Source organism: Streptomyces sp. NPDC048671 (genome assembly GCF_055587045.1).
This window is the reverse complement of sequence record NZ_JBVJHB010000005.1, coordinates 1-20,902: the sequence shown is the minus strand read 5'-3', so window position 1 is coordinate 20,902 and position 20,902 is coordinate 1. Positions and strand designations below refer to the sequence as shown.

Below are 20,902 nucleotides of genomic sequence, written 5' to 3'. Positions count from 1 at the left end.
CGCTCCGCAGTAATCTGTGTGCGCCCCAGTACGCACAGTCCGAGAAAGAGTCTGTATGCCCCGGCTGAGTGTCATCATCCCCGTCCGCCGCGCCCGGGGAAGTCTGCGCGAGTGCCTGGAGTCGGTGCTCTCGCAGTCGTTCACGGACATCGAGGTCATCGGTGTGGATGACGGCGCTCCGGACGGTTCGGGACTGGTGCTGGACGAGTTCGCCGCCCTCGACAGCCGGGTCCAGGCGATCCACCTGCCCGAGGGCGCGGGAGCCCACGGCCGGCGCAACGCCGGAGCCGAGCGGGCCACCGGGGACTACCTCCTCTTCCTTGAGGGGCACTACATCCACCTGCCCGGCGCGCTGCGGGACATCGCGGACCGGCTGGACTCCACCGACGATCCCGACGTGCTGGTGTTCGGCCACCGCAAGCGCCCGTTCCGCGGCAAGACCCGGATGACCCGGTCGCTGGAGCTGCTGAGCGCCATGCCCGCGGGCCCGCACACCCTCGCCGCCCGCCCCGGCCTCCTCGACATCGCGCCGGTGTCCTGGAACCGGGCGGTGCGCCGCACCCTCGCCGAGAGCGAGAGCCTGTCCTTCGGCCCCGGCCAGCACGGCGAGCGCATGTACGCGCTGAAGACCCTCGCCGTCGCCGGTTCGGTCGCCACGCTGGGCAGCGCCTGTGTCGAGCACCGCCAGCAGCGCTACCTGCCCGGCCTCGCGGACGAGGCGGAGCCGACGACCGGCACGACGCCGCTTGAGCTGGTCGACGCCTACGCGGACCTGATGACCTTCGTCGAGGCGCGCCCGGCCCTGAACCCCGTGCGCGAGCTGCTCTTCGACCGCGCCGTCCAGGAGCTCCTGTCCGCGTACCCGGCGGTGACGAAGCGCCGCAGGCAGTACGTCAGCGCCGTCGCCTCCTTCCACAGCGCCCACCGCCCCGACGGCTTCACGTTCCCGGGCGGCGCCAAGGGGCTCCGGCCGCAGCTGATGGGCGGCGGGAAGTACGCCGCGCTCGGCGCCCTCGACACCGCGCTCGCCACCCGCCGGGGCCTGCGCACGGCCCCCGGCACGGCGCGCGCCAAGGCGAAGAAGTCGTTCACCGCGCGCTACTACAAGGCGCAGCGCAAGCTTCCGCTGGACCCGAAGCTCGCCGTCTACGCGGCCTACTGGAACCGCGGCGTGAGCTGCAACCCCGAGGCGATCTACCGCAAGGCCCAGGAGCTGGCCCCCGATGTGCACGGGGTCTGGGTGGTGTCGAAGAACCAGGTGGACACGCTGCCCAAGGGCATCGACTACGTGGTGCCCGGCACCCGCCGCTACTGGTCGGTGCTGGCCCGTGCCACGTACTTCTTCAACAACGTCAACTTCGCCGACCACCTGGTCAAGCGCCCCGGCCAGATCCATGTGATGACCCACCACGGCACCCCGCTGAAGATCATGGGGATGGACCAGCAGAACTATCCGGCGGCCGCGCAGGGGCTCAACTTCGACCGGCTGCTGAAGCGGGTCGACCGGTGGGACTGGAGCGTCTCCGCCAACCCGCACTCGACCGAGGTGTGGTCCCGCGCCTACCCGAGCGCCGCGCGCTCGCTGGAGACGGGCTACCCCCGCAACGACGTCTTCGCGACGGCGACGCCGGAGCAGATCGAGAAGATCCGCGAGGGACTCGGCATCCGTCCCGGACAGCGCGCCCTGCTGTACGCGCCCACCCACCGCGACTACGAGGCCGGCTTCACCAGCCGCCTCGACCTGGCGCGGTTCTGCGAGACCGTGGGCCCGGACACCGTGGTCATGGTGCGCGCGCACTACTTCTACGGCGGCGCCGGACTCCCCGAGGACCCGTCGATCATCGACGTCAGCGACCACCCGCGGATCGAGGACCTCTGCCTGGCCGCCGACGCGCTGATCACGGACTACTCGTCGGTGATGTTCGACTACGCCCACCTCAACCGCCCGATCGTGGTGCACGCCCCGGACTGGGACACGTACCGCACGGTCCGCGGTGTGGTCTTCGACCTGCTCTCCGGCAAGCCCGGTGAGACCCCGGGTGCCGTCGCGACGACCACGGACGAGTTGGCGCGGGCGTTCACCGACGGCAGCTGGGACAGCCCCGCGAACGAGGCGCTGCTGAAGGCGTTCCGCGAGCGGTTCTGCCCGTACGACGACGGCCGCGCCGCGGAGCGCGTGGTGCGCCGGGTCCTGCTGGGCGAGGAGCCCCAGGCTTCCGGAACCGTCTGACCCACCTGTTCGGACCGAGGGGCCCGTCACCGGAACAATCCCGGTGACGGGCCCCTCTTCGTGACGGTCTCCGCGCGGGCTCAGCGTTGCTGGCCCGCCATGACCGTGGCCAGGCCGACGACCACGAGCAGCGAGCCGCCCCAGGTCCACATGGAGGTCCGCTCGTGCAGCACGGTCGCCCCGGCCAGCACGATCAGCAGATAGCCGAGCGCGTTGAACGGGTACGCGATGGAGAGCGGCACCTTGGCCAGGGTGGACATCCAGGCGAGGGCGGAGACCGCGAAGATCACCAGCCCGGCCACCACCCAGGGGCTGGTGGCGGCCCGCAGGGCGACGGAGCCGCCGTGCTCCCCGGCGGCGGCCGCGGCGCCCTTCATCCCGTGTTTGAGCATGATCTGGCCGCCCGCGGACGAGAACACGGCGAACAGCAGCAGCATCAGACTGGGGAGGGTCAAGACCTTGCTCCTGAGGGCGGCGGCCGGGCTCCCGGACGCTTGGGCGGCGGTGGGTCGGGGAACGGTCCCCTCAGACGCCGACCCGGTCGGCGGGGACGTACTGTCGGTTGAGGATGTCCTGTACATCGACGTGCTCTCCAGCGATGATCGTCTCGGCCGCATGCGGGGTGAGCAGTGCGACGTGCTGATAGCCGAACAGCGTCGGCCGGATCCGGGTCAGCAGCCTCGAAAGACCGCCGAGTACCGCGGCGAGCGGACCGCGCCCGAGCAGCGACCAGAACGGCGCCCCCGTCGAGGCGATGTCCAGGACGTCGTAGCCCGCATCGCGCACCGTGCGGCGCAGGCTGGCCCGGGTGAAGAAGCGCAGATGCGTCTCGTCGAGGATGCCCCGGCGGTCGTAGTCGAAGGCTCCGATCGCGACCCGCATCCGTGAGTACCAGTGGCTGAAGTTCGGGACGGACAGCAGCACCTGGCCGCCGGGCCTGAGCACGGTGGCGACCTCGGTGAGGACCCGCTCGGGGCGGGAGAGGTGCTCGATGACGTCCCCGGCGACGACGTAGTCGAAGTCGACGCCGACCTCGGGCGGCAGGCCCTCCTCCAGGTTGGCGAGGTGGAAGTACGTGCACTTCTCGCGCACTCCGGGCACCTCGACGAAGTCCACACCGGTCACCTCGTGGCCGAGTGCCTCCAGCCGCTCCGCGAACAGGCCGCCGGAGCAGCCGAGGTCCAGGACCCGGCCGGGCGGCAGTTTCCGCATCTTCTCCAGGATGACCGCGTGCGAGGAGCCGTCGCCCTCCTTGAAGGCGTACTCGACGGGCTTCGGGATCCAGGCGCAGGTGCCGAACCCCTTGACCGCCAGGCGGTATTCGAGGACGTCCTTGATGACGTCCTTCGCGTACTTCATGCCGTTGACGTAGCAGATCTCGTCGCCGTAGTACGTGGGCACGGGGATCTCCTTGATCCGCATTCCCGCGTCGAGCAGCTGGACGATGATCTGGGTGTCGAAGTCGAAGGCGTCGGTGTTCCGGTCGATCGGCAGCCTCTTCAGCGCCTCGACGCTGTAGGCGCGGTACCCGGAGTGGAACTCGGTCAGCTGCGAACCGAGGAGGCTGTTCTCCAGCCGGGTGAGAATGCGGTTGCCCAGCCATTTGTACATCGGCATACCGCCCTTGAGGGCGTTGCCGGATTTCATCATCCGCGATCCGAACACCGCTTCGCATTCGCCGCGTTCGATCGGGGCGACCATGTCGGGGAGGAGTTCCGGGGCGTACTGTCCGTCGCCGTGCAGCAGCACGATGATGTCCAGTCCGTGTGCGGCGGCCAGCGCGTATCCGGCCTTCTGGTTTCCGCCGTATCCGAGGTTCTTGGTGTGCCGCATCACCACGGTCCGCGGCATTCCCTCCGCCTGGGACCAACGGCAGCCGGCGGTGAAGGTCGCGTCATGACTCGCGTCGTCGAGAATGAGGATCTCGTCGATCCGGGACCGGAAGTCCTCCGGAATCCGGTCGAGGGTCTTCTCCAGCGTTGTCTCCGCGTTGTACGCGACCACCAGGATGCCGATCCTGGGACTCGGGCTTTCCTTCACGGGGCGTTCTCCAGTTGCGCTCGGTGCTCGGTGCTGAGGTCGGGAACGGGTCGGTGGGGGGGGATGCGGCGCCGGTGTGCGCGGTCAGTTGACGGCGGAACCGGAGGGCTGCGAGGTACGGGAAGAGGTGAGCGGCGCGCGCTCGGCGGGGGTCTTCGGGGAGGTGCCGGGCCGGCTCGCGAGGATGCGGCGGATGCCGGTGGTGAGGCCGGCCGCCAGGACGAGCCAGCCGGCGGCGCCCAGTTCCAGCACCGGCTCGCTCCACTGCACGGCGGAGCGCCCGCTGTAGCCGAGGACGGCCGTCAGCCCCAGCACACAGCTGTACGCGAGCCCTTCCCAGAACCCGAGAACGAACGTTCCGGCGGCCGCCCAGGTCAGGTACTGCAGACCGGAGGCGGTGGACAGGAGCAGCAGCAGGCCCAGCGTGACGGCGACGACCCCGGGCAGCCGCGCGGGCCGCAGCCAGGCCAGCCAGACCCCGGCGGCCACGCAGACCAGCACGAAGAGGAAGTGGCCGCCGCCCTGGATGAAGGTGATGACGGACTCCGGCAGTCCGAGGACGTCGGCGAACCGGACGAGCCCCCAGAGGCGGTAGGTGCCGCCCCCGTACTCCAGGACGTTCTCCCTGAGGGGCTGCGGCACGGTGACCAGGGCCGGCCCCCACACCAGGGCGAACAGTGCGCCGAACCCGGCGGCGAAGCGGACCAGCACCGGCCGGCCGCCGCGCAGCGCGGCAACGAACAGCGCCGGGACCACCACCACCGGAATGAACTTGACGCTGATCGAGAGCGCCGCGGCCACCCCCGCGGCCAGCGGCGACTTCCGGTCGGCCAGCAGATGGGCGGCGGCCAGGGCGAACGCGATGGCGACGGCGTCGGTGTTGCCGTGGTAGCCGGAGGTGGCGATCAGTACCGGGCTGACGGCGACTCCGATGCCGCACAGCACCGCCGTCCCCTGGGAGGCACGCCGCCGGACGATCTCGAACACGAGAACCGCGCAGCAGAAGTCGGCGATGGACGCGGGTGACCGGATGAGCGTGGCGAACGACATTCCGAGTTCGGAGAGACCGTTCAGGCCGAGCAGCATCCAGCCGGCGAGCGGCGGGTGGTTGTAGACGGGCAGTCCGGGCAGCGGGTGTTCGTAGATCCGAACGGGACCGTACGCGGCGACCGCCTTGGCGAACCCGGCGAAGATGCGGACATCGGTCGGGCCCGGCGTATTCGCCGCGATGACCATGCGAGTCACGAGGCCGACGGCCGCGGCGACGAGCACAACGGCTCTTGCGCGTCGCACGTCCCAGGATTCGCACCGCATTCGGATACCCATGAAAACAGAACGTAGCAACCCGGCGACGCTATGCGACGCACCGATCAACACACTTATGGGGCCCACGGCTCGGGTGCCCTGCGGGTCTGCACAAACGCCGGGAATACCGAATCACTCGAACGGTTCACGCAGTTCGCACAGTTCGTACGTCAATTTCCGTTCACCGCGGTGCCGCCCCGCGGTTCACCACACGCCGGTGCCCGGCCGGTACGGGTACCGGCCGGGCACGTGTGCCCCTGCGGGGGGGCGGGGTTTGGCGCGGGACGCGGACTACAGCATCCGGTCGACCACCCGGGCGGCCGCCCGGCCGTCGTCGAGGTCGCAGAAGTCCCGCCGAAATGCCTCGTACGCTTCCGCGTGTCCCGCGATGGCCCGGACCGGGTCGCGCAGGGCGTCGATCAGGTCGTCGGAGCCCGGGATCAGCGGGCCGGGAGCACGCGCCTCGAAGTCGAAGCTGAATCCGCGCAGCGTGTCGCGGTAGTGCTCCAGGTCGTAGGTGTGGAAGAGCATCGGACGGCCGGTCTGGGCGAAGTCGAACATCAGCGAGGAGTAGTCGGTGACCAGCGCGTCGCTGATCAGCATCAGCTCGCCGACGTCCGGGTAGCGAGAGACGTCGTGGACGAATCCGGTGCCGCTGTCCGGGAGCCGGTCGGTGACCATGTAGTGACGGCGCACCAGCAGGACGGTGTCCGCGCCCAGTTCGCGTTCGGCCGCGGCCAGGTCGAGCTGGAGGCCCAGCGAGTAGCGCCCGCCGCCCAGCTGCTGGTCCTCGCGCCAGGTCGGCGCGTACAGCACGACCCGCTTGCCCTCGGGAATCCCGAGCCTCTCCCGTACCGCCTGGGCGACCTTCCTCCGGTCGGGGGCGTGGAAGAGGTCGTTACGGGGATAGCCGCACTCCAGGACCTCGCCCTCGAAGCCGAAGGAACGGCGCAGGACGGGGGTGGAGAAGGTGTTCGGGGAGACCAGGAAGCTCCACTGCGCGGCGCGCCGCTTGAGCGTGCCGATGTAGGTGGCGTTCGACTGGACCGTGCCCGCGAGCTCAAGGCCGATGCGCTTGAGCGGGGTGCCGTGCCAGGTCTGGACGACGGTCTGGTCCTCGCGCCGCACGAACCACTCGGGCAGCTGCGTGTTGGTGACGATGTGCCGGCTGCGGGCCAGCGCCTCGTGCCAGGCGGCCGAGCCGTGCTCCACGGCGGTGGCGCCCGCGGGGACGATGGCCTGCTGGTCGCGCACCACCCACAGGTGCTCCAGCTCGACCCCCCTGAGCACCAGTTCCTCGTACACCGCACGCGGCGAGTCGGAGACCTGGCGGCCGTCGAAGCTGCTGTAGAGGGCGGCCTCGCGCAGCGGCTCGGTGCGCTGAACGGCGTAGGTGTCGCTCAGCAGCTTCTTGGCGCGCAGGCCGCGCTCCGAGGCGGAGAGCACCGGGGCGGAGACGACCAGGAGCTGGTCGCCGAAGCGCCGCTCGATGGTGTAGTCGCGGCCGGAGAGAGTGCGGGTGGCGGGCAGGGTGCGGAAGGCCGCGGCCGGGATGCGCAGCGCGATGTCGCCGCTCTCGTCGCCCGCGCCCTTCTCGCGGAAGAAGAAGTACCAGTTGCCCTCACCCAGCGGGAGCGGGCCGCCGGGCCCCTCGACGGCGTCGGGCCGCAGTTCGGCCCGGAAGCGCCGTGCGTCCTCGTCGCCGGAGAACTCGACCGGGAAGGTCGCCTCCTCGCGGTGGGCGCTGTTCTGGACCACCAGCTCGACGGGGTGTTCCCGGTCCTCGGGGAACGTGCCCTCCAGGAACAGCCGCCCGTCATCGGTCCAGCTCGCCAGCTCGACGCAGGGCTGCACGGTGCGGTCGCTGATCAGCAGGTTCCCGCGGGAGCTCGTGACGAAGGCGAGCTCGCGGCGTTCGCCGTCCGCGCTGTCGCCGAGCGGGTAGCGGCCGGGCAGCACGGGGCCGGGCACGTCGATCGGCGTCTTCTCGTCCTTGGGGCCGACCAGGTGGACGCTGTAGCCGAGGCTCTTCGGTGCGTCGTCCGCCGTGGGACGGGCCTCGGTGACGGCCGCGAGCGGGAGCTCCGCGGTGAAGCGGCGCCAGCCGGCGGCCGAGGACTCGGTGCCCTCGCCCACCGTGACGGGGACGTCGTACGCGGTGTCGGTGGCCTTGTGCGTGAGGCCGAGCCGCAGGTCGCCGCCGGCGAGGCGGTCGCGGACCATGCCGGACACCACGACGGTGCCGGCCGTGTCGCCCGCGCGGTGGGTCTCGAACCGGGCGTCGATCCGCTCCGCGTGCAGCACCAGCTTGTCGCCGTCGAAGGCCGGGACGATCCGGTGGTCGCCGTCCGGCCGGTACGCGGGCGGCGCGACGGAGGCCTCGCGGACGGAGGGGAAGGAGCGGCGCAGCAGGCCGTTCCTGGCGATGCCGACCTCCAGGCGCCAGGTGAGCTGCTTGGGGGTGCCGTCGGCGCCGATGCGGAGCTTGGCCGGGTCGATGACGGCCTCGAAGCCCGCCCGCTCGTAGTCGTGCAGGCTCTGGCGGGAGCGCGCGGTGGCCTCCGGCTCGTCGGTCCTGCGCAGCCGCAGCGGCACCACGTTGCGCCGGCCGGCCCGCAGCCAGCCGATCCGGAACTCGCTGGGTCCGGAGGCGACGGGCAGGTTGCGGATGTAGGCGTACCCCTTGAGGTGCAGCTTGCCGTCGCGCCACTGGGCGTCCCGCAGCCGGGCGGCGAGCGGGAGGTCGCGGTCGGCGACGCGCAGCACCTGGGCCGGCACCGGCTGCTTCAGCACCGGGTACTCGGCCTGCCGGCGGCGCACGCCGCGTACGGCGAAGGCCCCGGGCTCGCGCTTGTCGTACGCGAGCAGCTCCAGCAGCTCCTCCATGCGGTGCTCGCGCACCAGGTACCACATCAGGCGCAGCCGCAGCGGGAGTCCGTCGAGAACCGCCGGGTCGACCTGGTCGATGAAGGCGTTGCAGTGCGTGACGAAGGCGTCGCGGTACTCCGCGTCACCGTCCGGCAGGACCTCCATGAAGTACCAGAGGTCGTTGGCGAGGGCGTGGGACTCGTAGTGGTTCTTGTCGGCGGCCGGGCGGTTCTCCGCCAGGAAGGTGGAGACGCCCTGCACGTGCGCCACCCGGTCGCGGACGCCGCGGACGACGGCCCGGCTGGTGGTGATCGAGCCGGGGCGGTCCCGCCAGTGGTAGACGGGGTCCTTCACGATGTCGACCGAGCCGGCCAGGAAGTGGGCCGGCAGCACGACGGGAATGTCCTCGTACAGCGCGCCGACCGGGAAGGCGAACTCGTGCTTGTCCCAGAAGGAGCGGCGGAAGACCTTGTTGCAGGCGATCCGGTCGCCGAGGAGATCCAGGTCGCGGGAGACGTGGGTGCGCAGCCGGGTCGTGGCCATGGGCTTGCGGAACATCGGCGACTGCTGGAGCTTGCCGCCGGCGCGCAGCCGCAGCACGTTGCCGGACGCGAGGTCCGATCCGGTCTCCTCCAGCGCCCCGACGAGCAGTTCGTAGGCGTTCGGCGGGATGATGTCGTCACTGTCGACGAAGGCCAGGTAGCGGCTCTCCGGGTCGCAGTTGCGGACACCGGTGTTGCGGGCGTGCCCCAGTCCGCCGTTCTTCTGGCTCACCAGCCGGAAGCGGTCGTCCTGCGCGGCGAACTCGGCGGCCAGAGCCGCACTGCCGTCGGTGGACCCGTCGTCGACCATCACCACCTCGAGGTCGGTCATGGTCTGCTCCGCGAGGGACTTCAGGCAGTCCGTCAGGAAGAGTTCCACGTTATAGACGGGGACAACGACACTGAGCCGTGGCGGCATGTTGAGCACGTCCGTTCATCGGGGGCCTGGCTGTCCGTATGGCTCAACCGTGTGAACGGTCGGGGGTCACCGGTTACGGTCCCGAACGAGTGACTACGCCTGCACCGTGCTCACCCCGTGGGCAAAGCCGTTCCGGTCCAGGGGTTCGTCCTCGGCGTTACGGCAGTGCCCGGGGCTTCGCCCGGACGGCCCTGGGCACACGGTGTGGCGCATGCTCCGGGAGGCCCGGTGGGCGGCCCGCCCACCAGACTATCCGATGGACCGGCGGCTCTTGAAAGCACACTCACACCCCGGTCCGAAGCGCAACCGGGCACCGGCACACTCGGGACCACCGGGCCTGCCACCAGAGGAGACGCGGAGCGCGCGGGGCCGGTTGCCTCCCCCGGTCAGCGGGTGAGCGCGGCCACGGCCGAGGCCGCCAGGTCGTCCAGATACCCGGCGGGCAGCTCGCCCCGGACCACCGCGAGGCGCCAGTAGAGCGGGCCGACGATCAGGTCGAGGGCGCGGTCGGGGTCGCTGCCCTCCGGCAGTTCCCCGCGCGCCACGGCGTCCCGTACGACCACGGCGGCGATGCCCAGTTGCGGGTCGAGCAGGGCGGCCTTGATGGTGGCGGCGATCTCCGGGTTCCGGGCCGCCTCGACGAGCAGGTCCGGGATGACCTGGGAGGCCAGCGGGTGGCGCAGGGCGTAGGCGGCCAGTTCGAGCACGGCGCGCACGTCCCCGTACAGCGAACCGGTGGCCGGGGCGGGCATGCCCTGCACCGCGACGGCGGAGACCAGGTCGAGGACCAGGTGCAGTTTGGACTTCCAGCGGCGGTAGACCGCGGTCTTGCCGACGCCCGCGCGCCGGGCGATGCCCTCGATGGACATCCGGGCGAAGCCGACCGCGGCCAGTTCCTCGAAGACCGCGCTGCGGATCGCATCGGTCACGTCCTCGCGCAGCACGGCGGCTCCGGCGGGGACACGGCGGCGGCTTCCCGGGTCGGTGGTCATGGCCCGAATCATAGTCCGCGACGACGAAACGGTTGCGTTGCGACGTCGTCACGTCCTACCCTCGGCGTTGCGACGATACGGTTCCGTCCCGTCGCTCATGTGTGTTCCTGCCCCCCGACGAAAGCGATCGTGGTGAGCCAGACAACAGCCCCGGCGGCCCCGGTGGACACCCCGCCGCCCCTGCTCCCGCCCGTGTACGCACCGGGAGATCTCGCCGCCCTCGCCGCCCGGCACGGGCTGACCGTGAGCGGGGCGAGGCCGTCCCTTCCCGCGTACGTCCGGGAGCTGTGGGGACGGCGGCACTTCATCACGGCGTTCGCCACCGCCAAGCTGACCGCCCAGTACAGCCAGGCGAAACTCGGCCAGGTCTGGCAGATCATGACCCCGCTGCTCAACGCGACGGTCTACTACTTCATCTTCGGCGTCCTGATGAAGACGAAGCACGGCGTCCCGGACTACGTCCCGTTCCTGGTCACCGGCGTCTTCATCTGGACCTTCACCAGCAGCTCGATCACCGTGGGCACCCGCGCGATCAGCGGCAACATCGGGCTCGTGCGGGCCCTGCACTTCCCGCGCGCCTCGCTGCCGATCGCCCTGGCCCTGCAACAGCTCCAGCAGCTCCTCTTCTCACTGGGCGCACTGGTGCTGATCCTGCTGGCGTTCGGCCAGTACCCGCAGCCCTCCTGGCTGCTGGCGGTGCCGGCCCTGACGCTCCAGGCCGTCTTCAACACCGGCATCTCGATGGTCATCGCGCGCCTCGCCGCGCGGACCCCGGACATCGCGCAGCTGACGCCGTTCGTCCTGCGCACCTGGATGTACGCGTCGGGCGTCATGTGGAGCGTCGGCACGATGCTCCAGGGCAGCCGGGTCCCGCACCTGGTGAAGCTGGCGCTGGAGGTCAATCCGGCCGCCGTCTTCATCAACCTGATGCGGTTCGCGCTCATCGACAGCTTCGACGGCGGACAGCTCCCCCCGCATGTGTGGGCCATCGCCGCGGGCTGGGCCCTGGTGTGCGGCGTGGGCGGGTTCATCTACTTCTGGCAGGCCGAGGAGAGTTACGGACGTGGCTGACAGCACTTCGCCCGGAGTACCGACGGTCGTCGTCGACGACGTCCACATCACGTACAAGGTCAACGGCGCCCGCACCGGCAAGGGCAGCGCCACCTCGGCCCTCAGCCGGCTCACCTCGCGCCGGCAGTCCCCCGGAGTGCGCGAGGTGCACGCCGTGAAGGGGGTCAGCTTCGCCGCGTACAAGGGGGAGGCGATAGGCCTGATCGGCTCCAACGGCTCGGGGAAGTCGACGCTGCTGAAGGCCATCGCCGGCCTGCTGCCCGCCACGAAGGGCCGCGTCCACACCCGGGGCCAGCCCTCGCTGCTCGGGGTGAACGCGGCGCTGATGAGCGATCTGACCGGCGAGCGCAACGTGGTACTCGGCGGACTCGCGATGGGCATGAGCCGCGGCGAGATCCGCGAGCGCTACGAGGGGATCGTCGACTTCTCCGGCATCAACGAGAAGGGCGACTTCATCACCCTGCCGATGCGCACGTACTCCTCCGGCATGGGCGCCCGGCTGCGCTTCTCGATCGCCGCTGCCAAGAACCACGACGTGCTGCTGATCGACGAGGCCCTGTCCACCGGCGACGCCAGGTTCCAGCGCCGCAGCAAGGACCGGATCATCGAACTGCGCCAGCAGGCCGGCACGGTCTTCCTGGTCAGCCACCACAACAAGTCGATCACCGAGACCTGTGACCGGGCGATCTGGCTGGAGTCGGGCACGCTGCGCATGGACGGCCCGGCGAAAGAAGTGGTCGCGGCCTACGAGAAGTTCACCGGCAAGAAATAACCGCCCCCGGAGCGGGGGCGGCATCTCAGGCCCGGCTGACGATCGAGGGGCGGGGCGGCCACCGGGCACACCCGGCGGCCGCCCCGCCCCTCAGCCGCGCATTGCTACACGTGCGTACGCAGCAGCGTCCGCATCGTCCGCATCGCCACCGACAGGTTCGCCAGGTCGAACGCGTCCGACCCCTGGATCTCCTCCAGCGTGGAGCGCGACCGCGTCAGGATCGCCGCGTTCTTCTCCTCCCACGCCTCGAACCGCTCCTGCGGCGTGGACCCCCCGCCGCCCGCACTCAGCACGTCACTCGTGAGCGCCGCGTGCGCGGCGTACAGGTCCTCGCGGATGGAGGCACGGGCCATCGACTGCCAGCGGTCGGCCCGCGGCAGCTCGATGATCCGGTCCATCAGCTGGGTGATGGACAGCCGGTCGCCGAGGTCGTAGTACACCTCGGCGACGGACAGCGGGTCCTTCCCCGTACGGTCCGCGATCGCCACGATGTCGAGCGCCGGGAAGGCGGACGAGAATCCGGCGACGCGTTGCGCCAGCTCGTCCGGGACACCCGCCTCGGTGAGCTCGTCCAGGATCGACCGGTACCACTCCCGGTCGGCGCCCATCAGCATCTTGGGCAGCTCGGCCCAGACCTGCTCGACACCGGCCCGGAAGAAGTCGATCGTCCCGGCGATCTCCAGCGGCTGCGGCCGGTTGCCGAGCAGCCAGCGCGAACCGCGCTCGACGAGCCGCCGCGAGTGCAGCCTGATCCGCGTCTGCACATCGGCGGGCACCCGGTTGTCGAGCGCCTCCACGGCGTCCCACACCCTGCTGAGCCCGAAGATCTCACGGGCCGCGACCTGCGCCCGCACGACTTCCTCGATCGAGGCGCCGGTCTCCTCCCGGAGCCGGTGCAGGAAGGTCGAACCGCCGCTGTTCACCGTGTCGTTGACCAGCACCGTGGTGATGATCTCGCGCCGCAGCGCGTGCGCGTCGACCGCCTCGGGGAACCGCTCGCGCAGTTGCCGCGGGAAGTAGGCGTGCAGCAGCTTCTGCAGGTACGCGTCGTCCGGCAGGCTCGTGCCGATCAGCTCCTGCGCCGCCGTGATCTTCGTGTAGGCGAGCAGCACGGCCAGCTCGGGCTGGCTGAGCCCCTTGCCGGCGCTCAGCAGCTCGCGGATCTGCCGGTCGGTGGGCAGGAACTCCAGCCCCCGGTCGAGATAGCCGTCGCGGCCCAGCCGGCGCATGAAGCGCTGGTGGGCGTGGAGCAGTGAGGGCGCCTGCGCGCTCGCGTTGGCGAGTGCCGTGTTCTGCGCGTAGTTGTTGCGCAGCACCAGATGACCGATCTCCTCGGTCATCTCGGCCAGCAGCTTGTTGCGCTGCTTGACGGTCATGTCGCCGTCCCGCACCAGACCGTTGAGCAGGATCTTGATGTTCACCTCGTGGTCGGAGGTGTCCACACCGGCGCTGTTGTCGATCGCGTCGGTGTTGATCCGGCCACCGGTGCGGGCGAACTCGATCCGGCCGAGCTGGGTGGCGCCGAGGTTGCCGCCCTCGCCGACGACCCTGGCCCGCAGGTCCTCGCCGTTGACGCGGATCGCGTCGTTGGCCTTGTCGCCGACGTCCGCGTTCGACTCGGCGGAGGACTTGATGTACGTGCCGATGCCGCCGTTCCACAGCAGGTCGACGCGGGCCCTGAGGATCGCCTGCATCAGGTCGGCGGGCGTCATCTTGGTGACCCCCGACTCGATGCCGAGCGCCTCGCGGACGTGCGCGTTGACCGGGATCGACTTGGCGGTGCGCGGGTGGACGCCGCCGCCCGAGGAGATCAGCTCCTTCTTGTAGTCGGCCCAGGAGCTGCGCGGCAGGTCGAAGAGGCGCCGCCGCTCGGCGTACGAGATCGTGGCGTCCGGCTTCGGGTCGATGAAGATGTGCCGGTGGTCGAAGGCCGCGACGAGCCGGATGTGCTCGGAGAGCAGCATCCCGTTGCCGAACACGTCACCCGACATGTCGCCGACGCCGGCGACGGTGAAGTCCTCGCTCTGGGTGTCGTGGCCGAGCTCGCGGAAGTGCCGCTTGACGGACTCCCAGGCGCCCCGCGCGGTGATGCCCATGCCCTTGTGGTCGTAGCCGGCGGAGCCGCCCGAGGCGAACGCGTCGCCCAGCCAGAATCCGTAGTCGACGGCGACCTCGTTGGCGATGTCGGAGAACTTCGCGGTGCCCTTGTCGGCGGCGACGACGAGGTAGGTGTCGTCCTCGTCGTGCCGGACGACGTCCTTGGGGTGCACGACCTCGCCGGTCACCATGTTGTCGGTGATGTCGAGCAGCGCCGAGATGAAGGTGCGGTACGAGGCGATGCCCTCGGCCAGCCAGGCGTCGCGGTCGGCGGCCGGGTCGGGGAGCTGCTTGGCGACGAAGCCGCCCTTGGCGCCGACCGGCACGATGACGGTGTTCTTCACCATCTGCGCCTTGACCAGGCCGAGGATCTCCGTACGGAAGTCCTCGCGCCGGTCGGACCAGCGCAGACCACCGCGGGCGACCTTGCCGAACCGCAGGTGGACGCCCTCGACCCGGGGCGAGTAGACCCAGATCTCGAACGCCGGGCGCGGCGCCGGGAGGTCCGGGATGGACTGCGGGTCGAACTTCATCGACACGTAGTTGTGCGGCAGGCCGCTCTCCGCGCGCTTGCCCCCCTTGTCGCTTGCCTCGCTCGCGCTCTGGAAGAAGTTGGTGCGCAGGGTGGCCTTGATGACGGTGAGGAAGGACCGCAGGATCCGGTCCTCGTCGAGCGAGGCGACCTGGTCCAGGGCCCCGTCGAGCTCTTCGAGGAGCCCGTCGGTGAGCTCGGTGCCCGCGCTCTGGCGCTCCGGCGACATCCGGGCCTCGAAGAGCGAGACCAGCAGCCGGGTGGTGTGGACGTTGTTCTGGAGAGTGCTCTCCATGTAGTCCTGGCTGAACGTCGATCCGGCCTGGCGCAGGTACTTCGCGTAGGCGCGCAGCACCATCGCCTGCCGCCAGTTCAGACCGGCGCTCAGCACCAGTGCGTTGAAGCCGTCGTTCTCGGCCTCGCCGGTCCACACGGCGGCGAAGGCCTCCTGGAACCGCTCGCGGGCGTCGTCGGCCAGGTAGCTGCCGTTGCCCGTGGCGTGCGGCATCCGCAGCCCGAAGTCGTAGATCCAGGCGTGTGTACCGTCCGCGCAGCGCAGCTCGTACGGACGCTCGTCGACGACCTCGACACCGAGGCGCTGGAGCGCCGGGAGGACGGCGGAGAGGGAGACCTGCTCACCGGTCCGGTAGATCTTGAAGCGGCGCTCGCCGGGGGCGGCGCCGACCGGCTCGTACAGGCTGAGGGCGAAGTCCCGCTCGTGCTCCTTGAGAGCTTCGAGGTGGACCATGTCGGCCACGGCGGCACGCGCCGAGTGGTCGGCCTTGTAGCCCTCGGGGAACGAGTGCCCGTAGTTGCGCAGCAGCTCGGCGGCGCGTTCCTCGCCGCACTCGGCGTTCAGCGCTTCCTGGAATCCGTCGGCCCAGGAGCGGGCGGCCTCGACGAGCCGGGCCTCGATGCGGTCGGCCTCGGCGTCGGTGAGGGCGGTCAGCTCGCTGCCGGGGGCGACCCGGACGACGAAGTGCAGCCTGGACAGGATCGACTCGGTGTTCCAGGCCGTGAAGTCGACGCTGGTGCCGTTCAGCTCCTCCTTGAGGATGTCGATCAGCCGCAGGCGCACGCCGGTGGTGTAGCGGTCGCGCGGCAGGTAGACGATCGCGGAGTAGTAGCGCCCGTACTCGTCCTGGCGCAGGTAGAGCCGGAGCCGGCGCCGCTCCTGGAGGTAGAGCACCGAGGTGACGATGGAGCGCAGCTGGTCGGGCGGCGTCTGGAACAGCTCGTCGCGCGGGTAGGTCTCCAGGATCTGGAGCAGGTCGCGGCCGTCGTGGCTGTTGTACGTGAAGCCCGCGCCCTCCAGCACCTCGGCGACCTTGCGGCGGACGACGGGCACCCGGCGCACGGACTCGGTGTAGGCGGCGGACGAGAACAGTCCGAGGAAGCGGCGCTCACCGATGACGTTGCCCTCGGTGTCGAACTTCTTCACGCCGACGTAGTCGAGGTAGCTGGGGCGGTGCACGGTCGCCCGGCTGTTGGCCTTGGTGAGGATGAGGAGCTTGTGTTCCCGCGCCTTGGCGCGGGCGTCGGCGGGCAGCCGGTCGAAGGAGGGGCTGACCGGGTGGGCCTCGTCCTCGGTGTGGTGCGGGTCGGAGCGCAGGATGCCGAGACCGGTGCCGGGTACGGCGGCCAGCGCGTCGGAGTCCCTCAGCTCGTACTCGCGGTAGCCCAGGAAGGTGAAGTGGTCGGCGGCGAGCCAGCGCAGCAGCTCCCTGGCCTCGTTCACCTCGTCGTCGGCGAGGTCGTCGAGCGGCTCGCCCGGCAGGTCGTCGGCGATGCGCAGCGCGGCGTCCCGCATCTTCTCCCAGTCCTCGACGGTCTCCCGTACGTCGGACAGCACGCGCAGCAGGTCGGCCTGGATCTGCTTGAGGTCGGCGCGGTCGGACTCGCGGTCGATCTCGACGTGGATCCAGGACTCGACGAGCGCGTCGTGCGGGAGCTCGGCCTTGGCGTCCTTCGCCCCCTTGGCGTTCTTGCGCCCGTTCTGCGCGCCGGCCGTGACGCCCGCGCCGTCGGTGAGGACCTCGATCAGCTTGCCGGCCACATCGCGTCGGACGATGACCTGCGGGTGGATCACGACGTGGATGCCGCGCCCCTGGCGGGACAGCTCATTGGTGACGGAGTCGACCAGGAACGGCATGTCGTCCGTGACGACCTCGACGACGGTGTGGCTGCAGGTCCAGCCGTTCTCCTCGACGGTCGGGGTGTGCACCCGGACGTTCGCCGTGCCCTGCGGGCGGTTCTCCGCCAGCCGGTAGTGCGAGGAGGCGGCGCCGAAGACGTCGACGGGGTCGCGGCCGCCGATGTCCTCCGGAGCGGTGTGGAGGTAGTAGCGCTGGAGATAGGCGAGCAGCACGTCCTGGCCAGGACGCTCCTGCCCGGCCCCGTTGCCGTTGTCCGCCCCGATGGCCGCAACGTGCACCCGGGGGCTGCCCCCCGGGCCACCGACACCACCGCCCGGGCTGTTGTCAGCTACCTTGGCGGCCCGTGCGAGCAGCTCGGCCTTGGCTTCGTCCAGCTTGGTCTGCATGTCCTCTGGCTCCTGTCGCGCGCCGTTGCGTGACGTAGGTGAAAAAAACGACGTACCGCCACGACACGGGGTTTCCGGTCTGAGTCGACGCTATGCCGCTATGAGAGACGCCCGGGACCTTATTGACCATTTTTGGCACTCTGGCCGGGCTGAGGGGATCAGTCAGGGCCCGGGTGCTGTGGCACTCCGGGCGCAGGCCGGGGGCTTCGCTGCCCCCGAGGCATATCGCGCTGATCACGGGGTCCAGGCTATCTCGCCCGCCCCGGTAACCGTCACGAGCCGTTTGTGTACAAAGACAGCCCCGAACTTTGACACTCTGGACAGCGCATCGCGCCGAGCTGTCGCACTCTTGTAACCGGAACAGGCCGACGAACCGTGGGGAGCCCCGCCATGGCACCGAAGATCCTGATCGTCACCGGCGACGCCGCCGAGTCCCTCGAAGTCCTCTATCCGTACCAGCGGCTGCGCGAGGAGGGTTACGAGGTCCACATCGCCGCCCCCTCCCGCAAGAAGCTCCGCTTCGTGGTCCACGACTTCGAGCCCGGCTTCGACACGTACACGGAGAAGCCCGGCTACACCTGGCCCGCCGACCTGGCCTTCACCGAGGTCGAGCCGGACGACTACGTGGCCCTGGTCGTCCCGGGCGGCCGCGCCCCCGAGTACCTCCGCAACGACGCCGACCTGCGCAAGATCCTCACGGCGTTCTTCGACACGGACCGCCCGGTGGCCCAGATCTGCCACGGCCCGCTGATGACGGCCGCGGCCGGCGCGCTGAAGAACCGCCGCGTCACGGCCTATCCCGCGCTGGAACCGGACATGGAGGCGGCCGGGGCCGCCTTCCAGGACACCGAGGTCGTGGTGGACGGCACCCTGGTCTCGTCCCGCGCCTGGCCCGACCACTCGGCCTGGATGCGTGAATTCCTGACCGTCCTGCGCACCAAGGCCCCGGTCACCTGAGCACCGGCCGGCAGCCGGGCGTGGCGGGACGACCACCTGCCGTCCTCCACGCCAAGGCCCCGGTCACCTGAGCACCGGCCGGCAGCCGGGCGTGGCGGGACGACCGCTACCTACCGGCCGGCTGCCGCTGCTGCCCGCCGCCCTCCACCGCTACCGGTCCAGCTGCTCGGCGAGCGCCGCCGCTTCGGCCAGGGTGTCCACGACGGGCACCCCGGCCGCCGCCAGGCTGGCCCGGCTGTGCGAACCGCCCGTGTAGAGCACCGCCCTCGCGCCGACGTGGGCCGCGGCCACCGCGTCGTCCACCGCGTCGCCGATGATCACCGCGTGTTCCGGGGATATCCCGTCCAGCGCCGCGAAATGCCGCTCCATGTGCTGCGCCTTGCTGCCGCCGGAGCGCCCGGTGCGGCCGTCGACGCGCACGAAGCGCGGCTCGATGCCGTATTCCCGCACCACGGGGACCAGCTCGTCGTGCCCGTACATGCTCAGCAGGGACTGGCTCCGGCCGGCCTGCTGCCACCGCGCGAGCAGCTCCGCGGCCCCCTCCGTCAGCCCGCAGCCCTCGCGCTGCTCGGTGTAGTGACGGTGGAAGGCCAGGTCCATCACGTCCCACTCGGCCTCGGTGGGCAGCCGGCCCATCAGCCGTTCGTAGAAACGGGGTATCGGGATGCAGTACATCTCCCGGTACTGGTCCAGGCTGATCGGCGCCACGCCGACCTCGCCGAACGCGGCGTTCGTCGCGCCGACGACCGCGATGTTGTCGTCGAGCAGCGTGCCGTTCCAGTCCCAGACCAGATGCGTGCGGTACTTCCCCTGCGTCCCCATGCCAAGAAAAATACCCGCCGCCACTGACAAGCCGGTGCGCCGGGCGCCGCTCGGGCCGTCCGGGCCGCTCCGCTGCGCCGTCAGCCGATCAGGTTCGCAATCTCCTGGATGCCGAACCACAGCAGCTCGTGGTCCTCCGCGCCGTCCACGGTGAACTGCGCGTCGTCGTCACCGAGGTCCGCCGCCCCCAGCGCGGCCGCGGCCGCCGTGACGTCCTTGTCCGCCTCGTCCGAGTCGATGTGCACCGCGGCCGCCTTCGCCAGCGCCACCGCGGAGGCGATCGTGACCTCGCCGAGCGACGAGGCGTCCAGGATGTGGTCCGGGTCGGCGACCGCGGCCCCGTCCGGCACATCGACCGCGACGACGACGCGACGGCGGGCGGCACCGGGGTCCCCGGCGATCATCCGCAGCGACGCGGACGCGGCCCGGTTGAGCGCCGCGTACTCCAGCTCCTCGATGTCGTCGGAGACGTACCACTCACGCAGTCCGGGGGTCACCGCGTACGCGGTGAGCGGACCGGGGCCCAGCTCGCCCGCCCTGTGCGCCGCTGCGAGACCGGAGAGGGTCAGGGGGACGTACACGCGCATGGCTTGGCCGCTTTCGTAGTCGGAGACGCCCTCAGGATACGTGCGGCGTCCCCCTTTGGGGTTACCTGCACGAGCCCCGCCCCGTCCACCCGGCAACCGCTGCTCACCCTGTCCGCCCCGGCCCCGTTCCCCTCCCCGAACCGGGTCCGCCACCCGGATAGGTGAATTCCGGGCCCCCTCCCCCGGCTCCCCGGACGCTTGCGGCGGCGTCCGCCACCCCCGTAGAAGATCCACAGCAGAAGTTACCGCCCGGTAGATGCCGGGCCTCTGAAGCACGGGGGCGATGAGCAGTGACCATGAACAGGACCCGGCCCGCCGGACGGCACGACGCACGCAGGCCCGAGACCGTCCCCCCGCAACGCCTCCGGACGCCCCGGCGCGTCCGCCCCCACCAGTGGTTCGCGGAACGCCTCCTGGCCGTCCTCAGCGGCCAGCGCCCCGTCCACTGGATGCTCGGCCACACCATCGGCGAGGCCTACGACCAGCTCGCCGAACTGGCCCCCGCCACCCCGCTCAGGAGCCGCGGCGCCCGCCCGGTGATCCGCATGTGCCGCGGCGCCCAGCCGGCCCCCGGCGTGGTGGAGGCCTGCGCGAGCATCGCGGCGGGCGAACAGGTCCGCGCCATGGCCTTCCGCCTGGAACAGGGCCCCGACCTCCGCTGGCGCTGCGCCGCAGTAGAACTGGGCAGCACCCCGGCCCGCCACCCCTGACCCCCGGAAAGCCGAGCCCCAACGGACCGGGCCGGCACCCTTGGGCCACCAACCCAGAGGGCCGGCCCCCACCACCGACCCCGCGGCCCGAGCCGGCCTGTACGGCCCCACACAGGCCCGTACAGGCCCGGCTCCAGCCCTTCCAACTCCTCCGCCGCCCAATCCCACCCCGCCGACCCACACAAGCCCGCACAGGCCCACACAGCCCCCTCCCGCCCCAACCCTTCCAGGCCGCCCTTTCCAGCCCCTCCGGCGTTTGAGGAGCGGGGTCCGGGGCGGAGCCCCGGTTACGGGAAGGGGCGGGGAGGGGACAAGCCCCGCCGCAGGCGCCCCCCCCCCCCGGCCCCCCCCCCCCCCCCCCCCCCCCCCCCCCCCCCCCACCCCCCCCCCCGCGCCCCCCCCCCCCCCCCCCCCCCG

13 protein-coding genes are annotated in these 20,902 nt (G+C 70.9%); 5 read left to right on the top strand and 8 right to left on the bottom strand.

Features of this window, described 5'->3' with window-relative positions; genetic code table 11:
* Positions 1–55 precede the first annotated feature (55 nt).
* The gene (locus ACZ6S6_RS11150; RefSeq protein ID WP_362961418.1) at positions 56–2,230 is read left to right on the top strand and encodes a bifunctional glycosyltransferase/CDP-glycerol:glycerophosphate glycerophosphotransferase; all 2,175 of its coding nucleotides are present in this window, start codon (positions 56–58) and stop codon (positions 2,228–2,230) included.
* 80 nt (positions 2,231–2,310) lie between these two features.
* On the opposite strand, the gene ACZ6S6_RS11145 is transcribed toward ACZ6S6_RS11150, so the two are convergent.
* The 5 genes from ACZ6S6_RS11145 to ACZ6S6_RS11125 all read right to left on the bottom strand — a co-directional run bounded on the left by ACZ6S6_RS11145 (position 2,311) and on the right by ACZ6S6_RS11125 (position 10,407).
* Positions 2,311–2,685 carry a DMT family transporter gene (locus ACZ6S6_RS11145; RefSeq protein ID WP_469705034.1) on the bottom strand — a complete coding sequence of 125 codons (375 nt, stop codon included), beginning with the start codon at positions 2,683–2,685 and terminating at the stop codon, positions 2,311–2,313.
* A gap of 70 nt (positions 2,686–2,755) precedes the next feature.
* Positions 2,756–4,270, bottom strand: coding sequence for a bifunctional glycosyltransferase/class I SAM-dependent methyltransferase (locus ACZ6S6_RS11140; protein ID WP_362961422.1), 1,515 nt, complete (start codon positions 4,268–4,270; stop codon positions 2,756–2,758).
* An 84-nt stretch (positions 4,271–4,354) separates the two neighbouring features.
* Positions 4,355–5,563, bottom strand: coding sequence for a glycosyltransferase family 39 protein (locus ACZ6S6_RS11135; RefSeq protein WP_469705032.1), 1,209 nt, complete (start codon positions 5,561–5,563; stop codon positions 4,355–4,357).
* A 303-nt stretch (positions 5,564–5,866) separates the two neighbouring features.
* A complete protein-coding gene (locus tag ACZ6S6_RS11130; protein WP_469705030.1) occupies positions 5,867–9,412 on the bottom strand; it encodes a bifunctional glycosyltransferase/CDP-glycerol:glycerophosphate glycerophosphotransferase in 3,546 nt (1,181 codons plus the stop codon).
* Between the two features lie 377 nt (positions 9,413–9,789).
* The gene (locus ACZ6S6_RS11125; RefSeq protein ID WP_362961428.1) at positions 9,790–10,407 is read right to left on the bottom strand and encodes a TetR/AcrR family transcriptional regulator; all 618 of its coding nucleotides are present in this window, start codon (positions 10,405–10,407) and stop codon (positions 9,790–9,792) included.
* 117 nt (positions 10,408–10,524) lie between these two features.
* Between ACZ6S6_RS11125 and ACZ6S6_RS11120 the strand changes: the two genes are divergently transcribed.
* Positions 10,525–11,466 carry an ABC transporter permease gene (locus ACZ6S6_RS11120; protein WP_469705028.1) on the top strand — a complete coding sequence of 314 codons (942 nt, stop codon included), beginning with the start codon at positions 10,525–10,527 and terminating at the stop codon, positions 11,464–11,466.
* Positions 11,372–12,238 carry an ABC transporter ATP-binding protein gene (locus ACZ6S6_RS11115; protein ID WP_469705026.1) on the top strand — a complete coding sequence of 289 codons (867 nt, stop codon included), beginning with the start codon at positions 11,372–11,374 and terminating at the stop codon, positions 12,236–12,238. The genes ACZ6S6_RS11120 and ACZ6S6_RS11115 overlap by 95 nt, the downstream gene beginning before the upstream one ends.
* A 104-nt stretch (positions 12,239–12,342) precedes the next feature.
* Here the strand turns inward: ACZ6S6_RS11115 and ACZ6S6_RS11110 are convergent, their stop codons facing one another.
* Complete coding sequence (locus tag ACZ6S6_RS11110) at positions 12,343–17,409, bottom strand: NAD-glutamate dehydrogenase (protein ID WP_469705024.1); 5,067 nt, start codon at positions 17,407–17,409, stop codon at positions 12,343–12,345.
* A gap of 390 nt (positions 17,410–17,799) precedes the next feature.
* Here ACZ6S6_RS11110 and ACZ6S6_RS11105 point away from each other — a divergent pair, with 390 nt between their 5' ends.
* Positions 17,800–18,366, top strand: coding sequence for a DJ-1/PfpI family protein (locus tag ACZ6S6_RS11105; RefSeq protein ID WP_469705022.1), 567 nt, complete (start codon positions 17,800–17,802; stop codon positions 18,364–18,366).
* A gap of 150 nt (positions 18,367–18,516) precedes the next feature.
* On the opposite strand, the gene ACZ6S6_RS11100 is transcribed toward ACZ6S6_RS11105, so the two are convergent.
* Positions 18,517–19,188, bottom strand: coding sequence for an HAD family hydrolase (locus tag ACZ6S6_RS11100; protein WP_362961436.1), 672 nt, complete (start codon positions 19,186–19,188; stop codon positions 18,517–18,519).
* Positions 19,189–19,268: 80 nt separating this feature from the next.
* A complete protein-coding gene (locus ACZ6S6_RS11095) occupies positions 19,269–19,775 on the bottom strand; it encodes a DUF6912 family protein (RefSeq protein ID WP_362961438.1) in 507 nt (168 codons plus the stop codon).
* Between the two features lie 290 nt (positions 19,776–20,065).
* Here ACZ6S6_RS11095 and ACZ6S6_RS11090 point away from each other — a divergent pair, with 290 nt between their 5' ends.
* Positions 20,066–20,485 carry an Rv3235 family protein gene (locus tag ACZ6S6_RS11090; protein WP_362961440.1) on the top strand — a complete coding sequence of 140 codons (420 nt, stop codon included), beginning with the start codon at positions 20,066–20,068 and terminating at the stop codon, positions 20,483–20,485.
* Positions 20,486–20,902 lie beyond the last annotated feature (417 nt).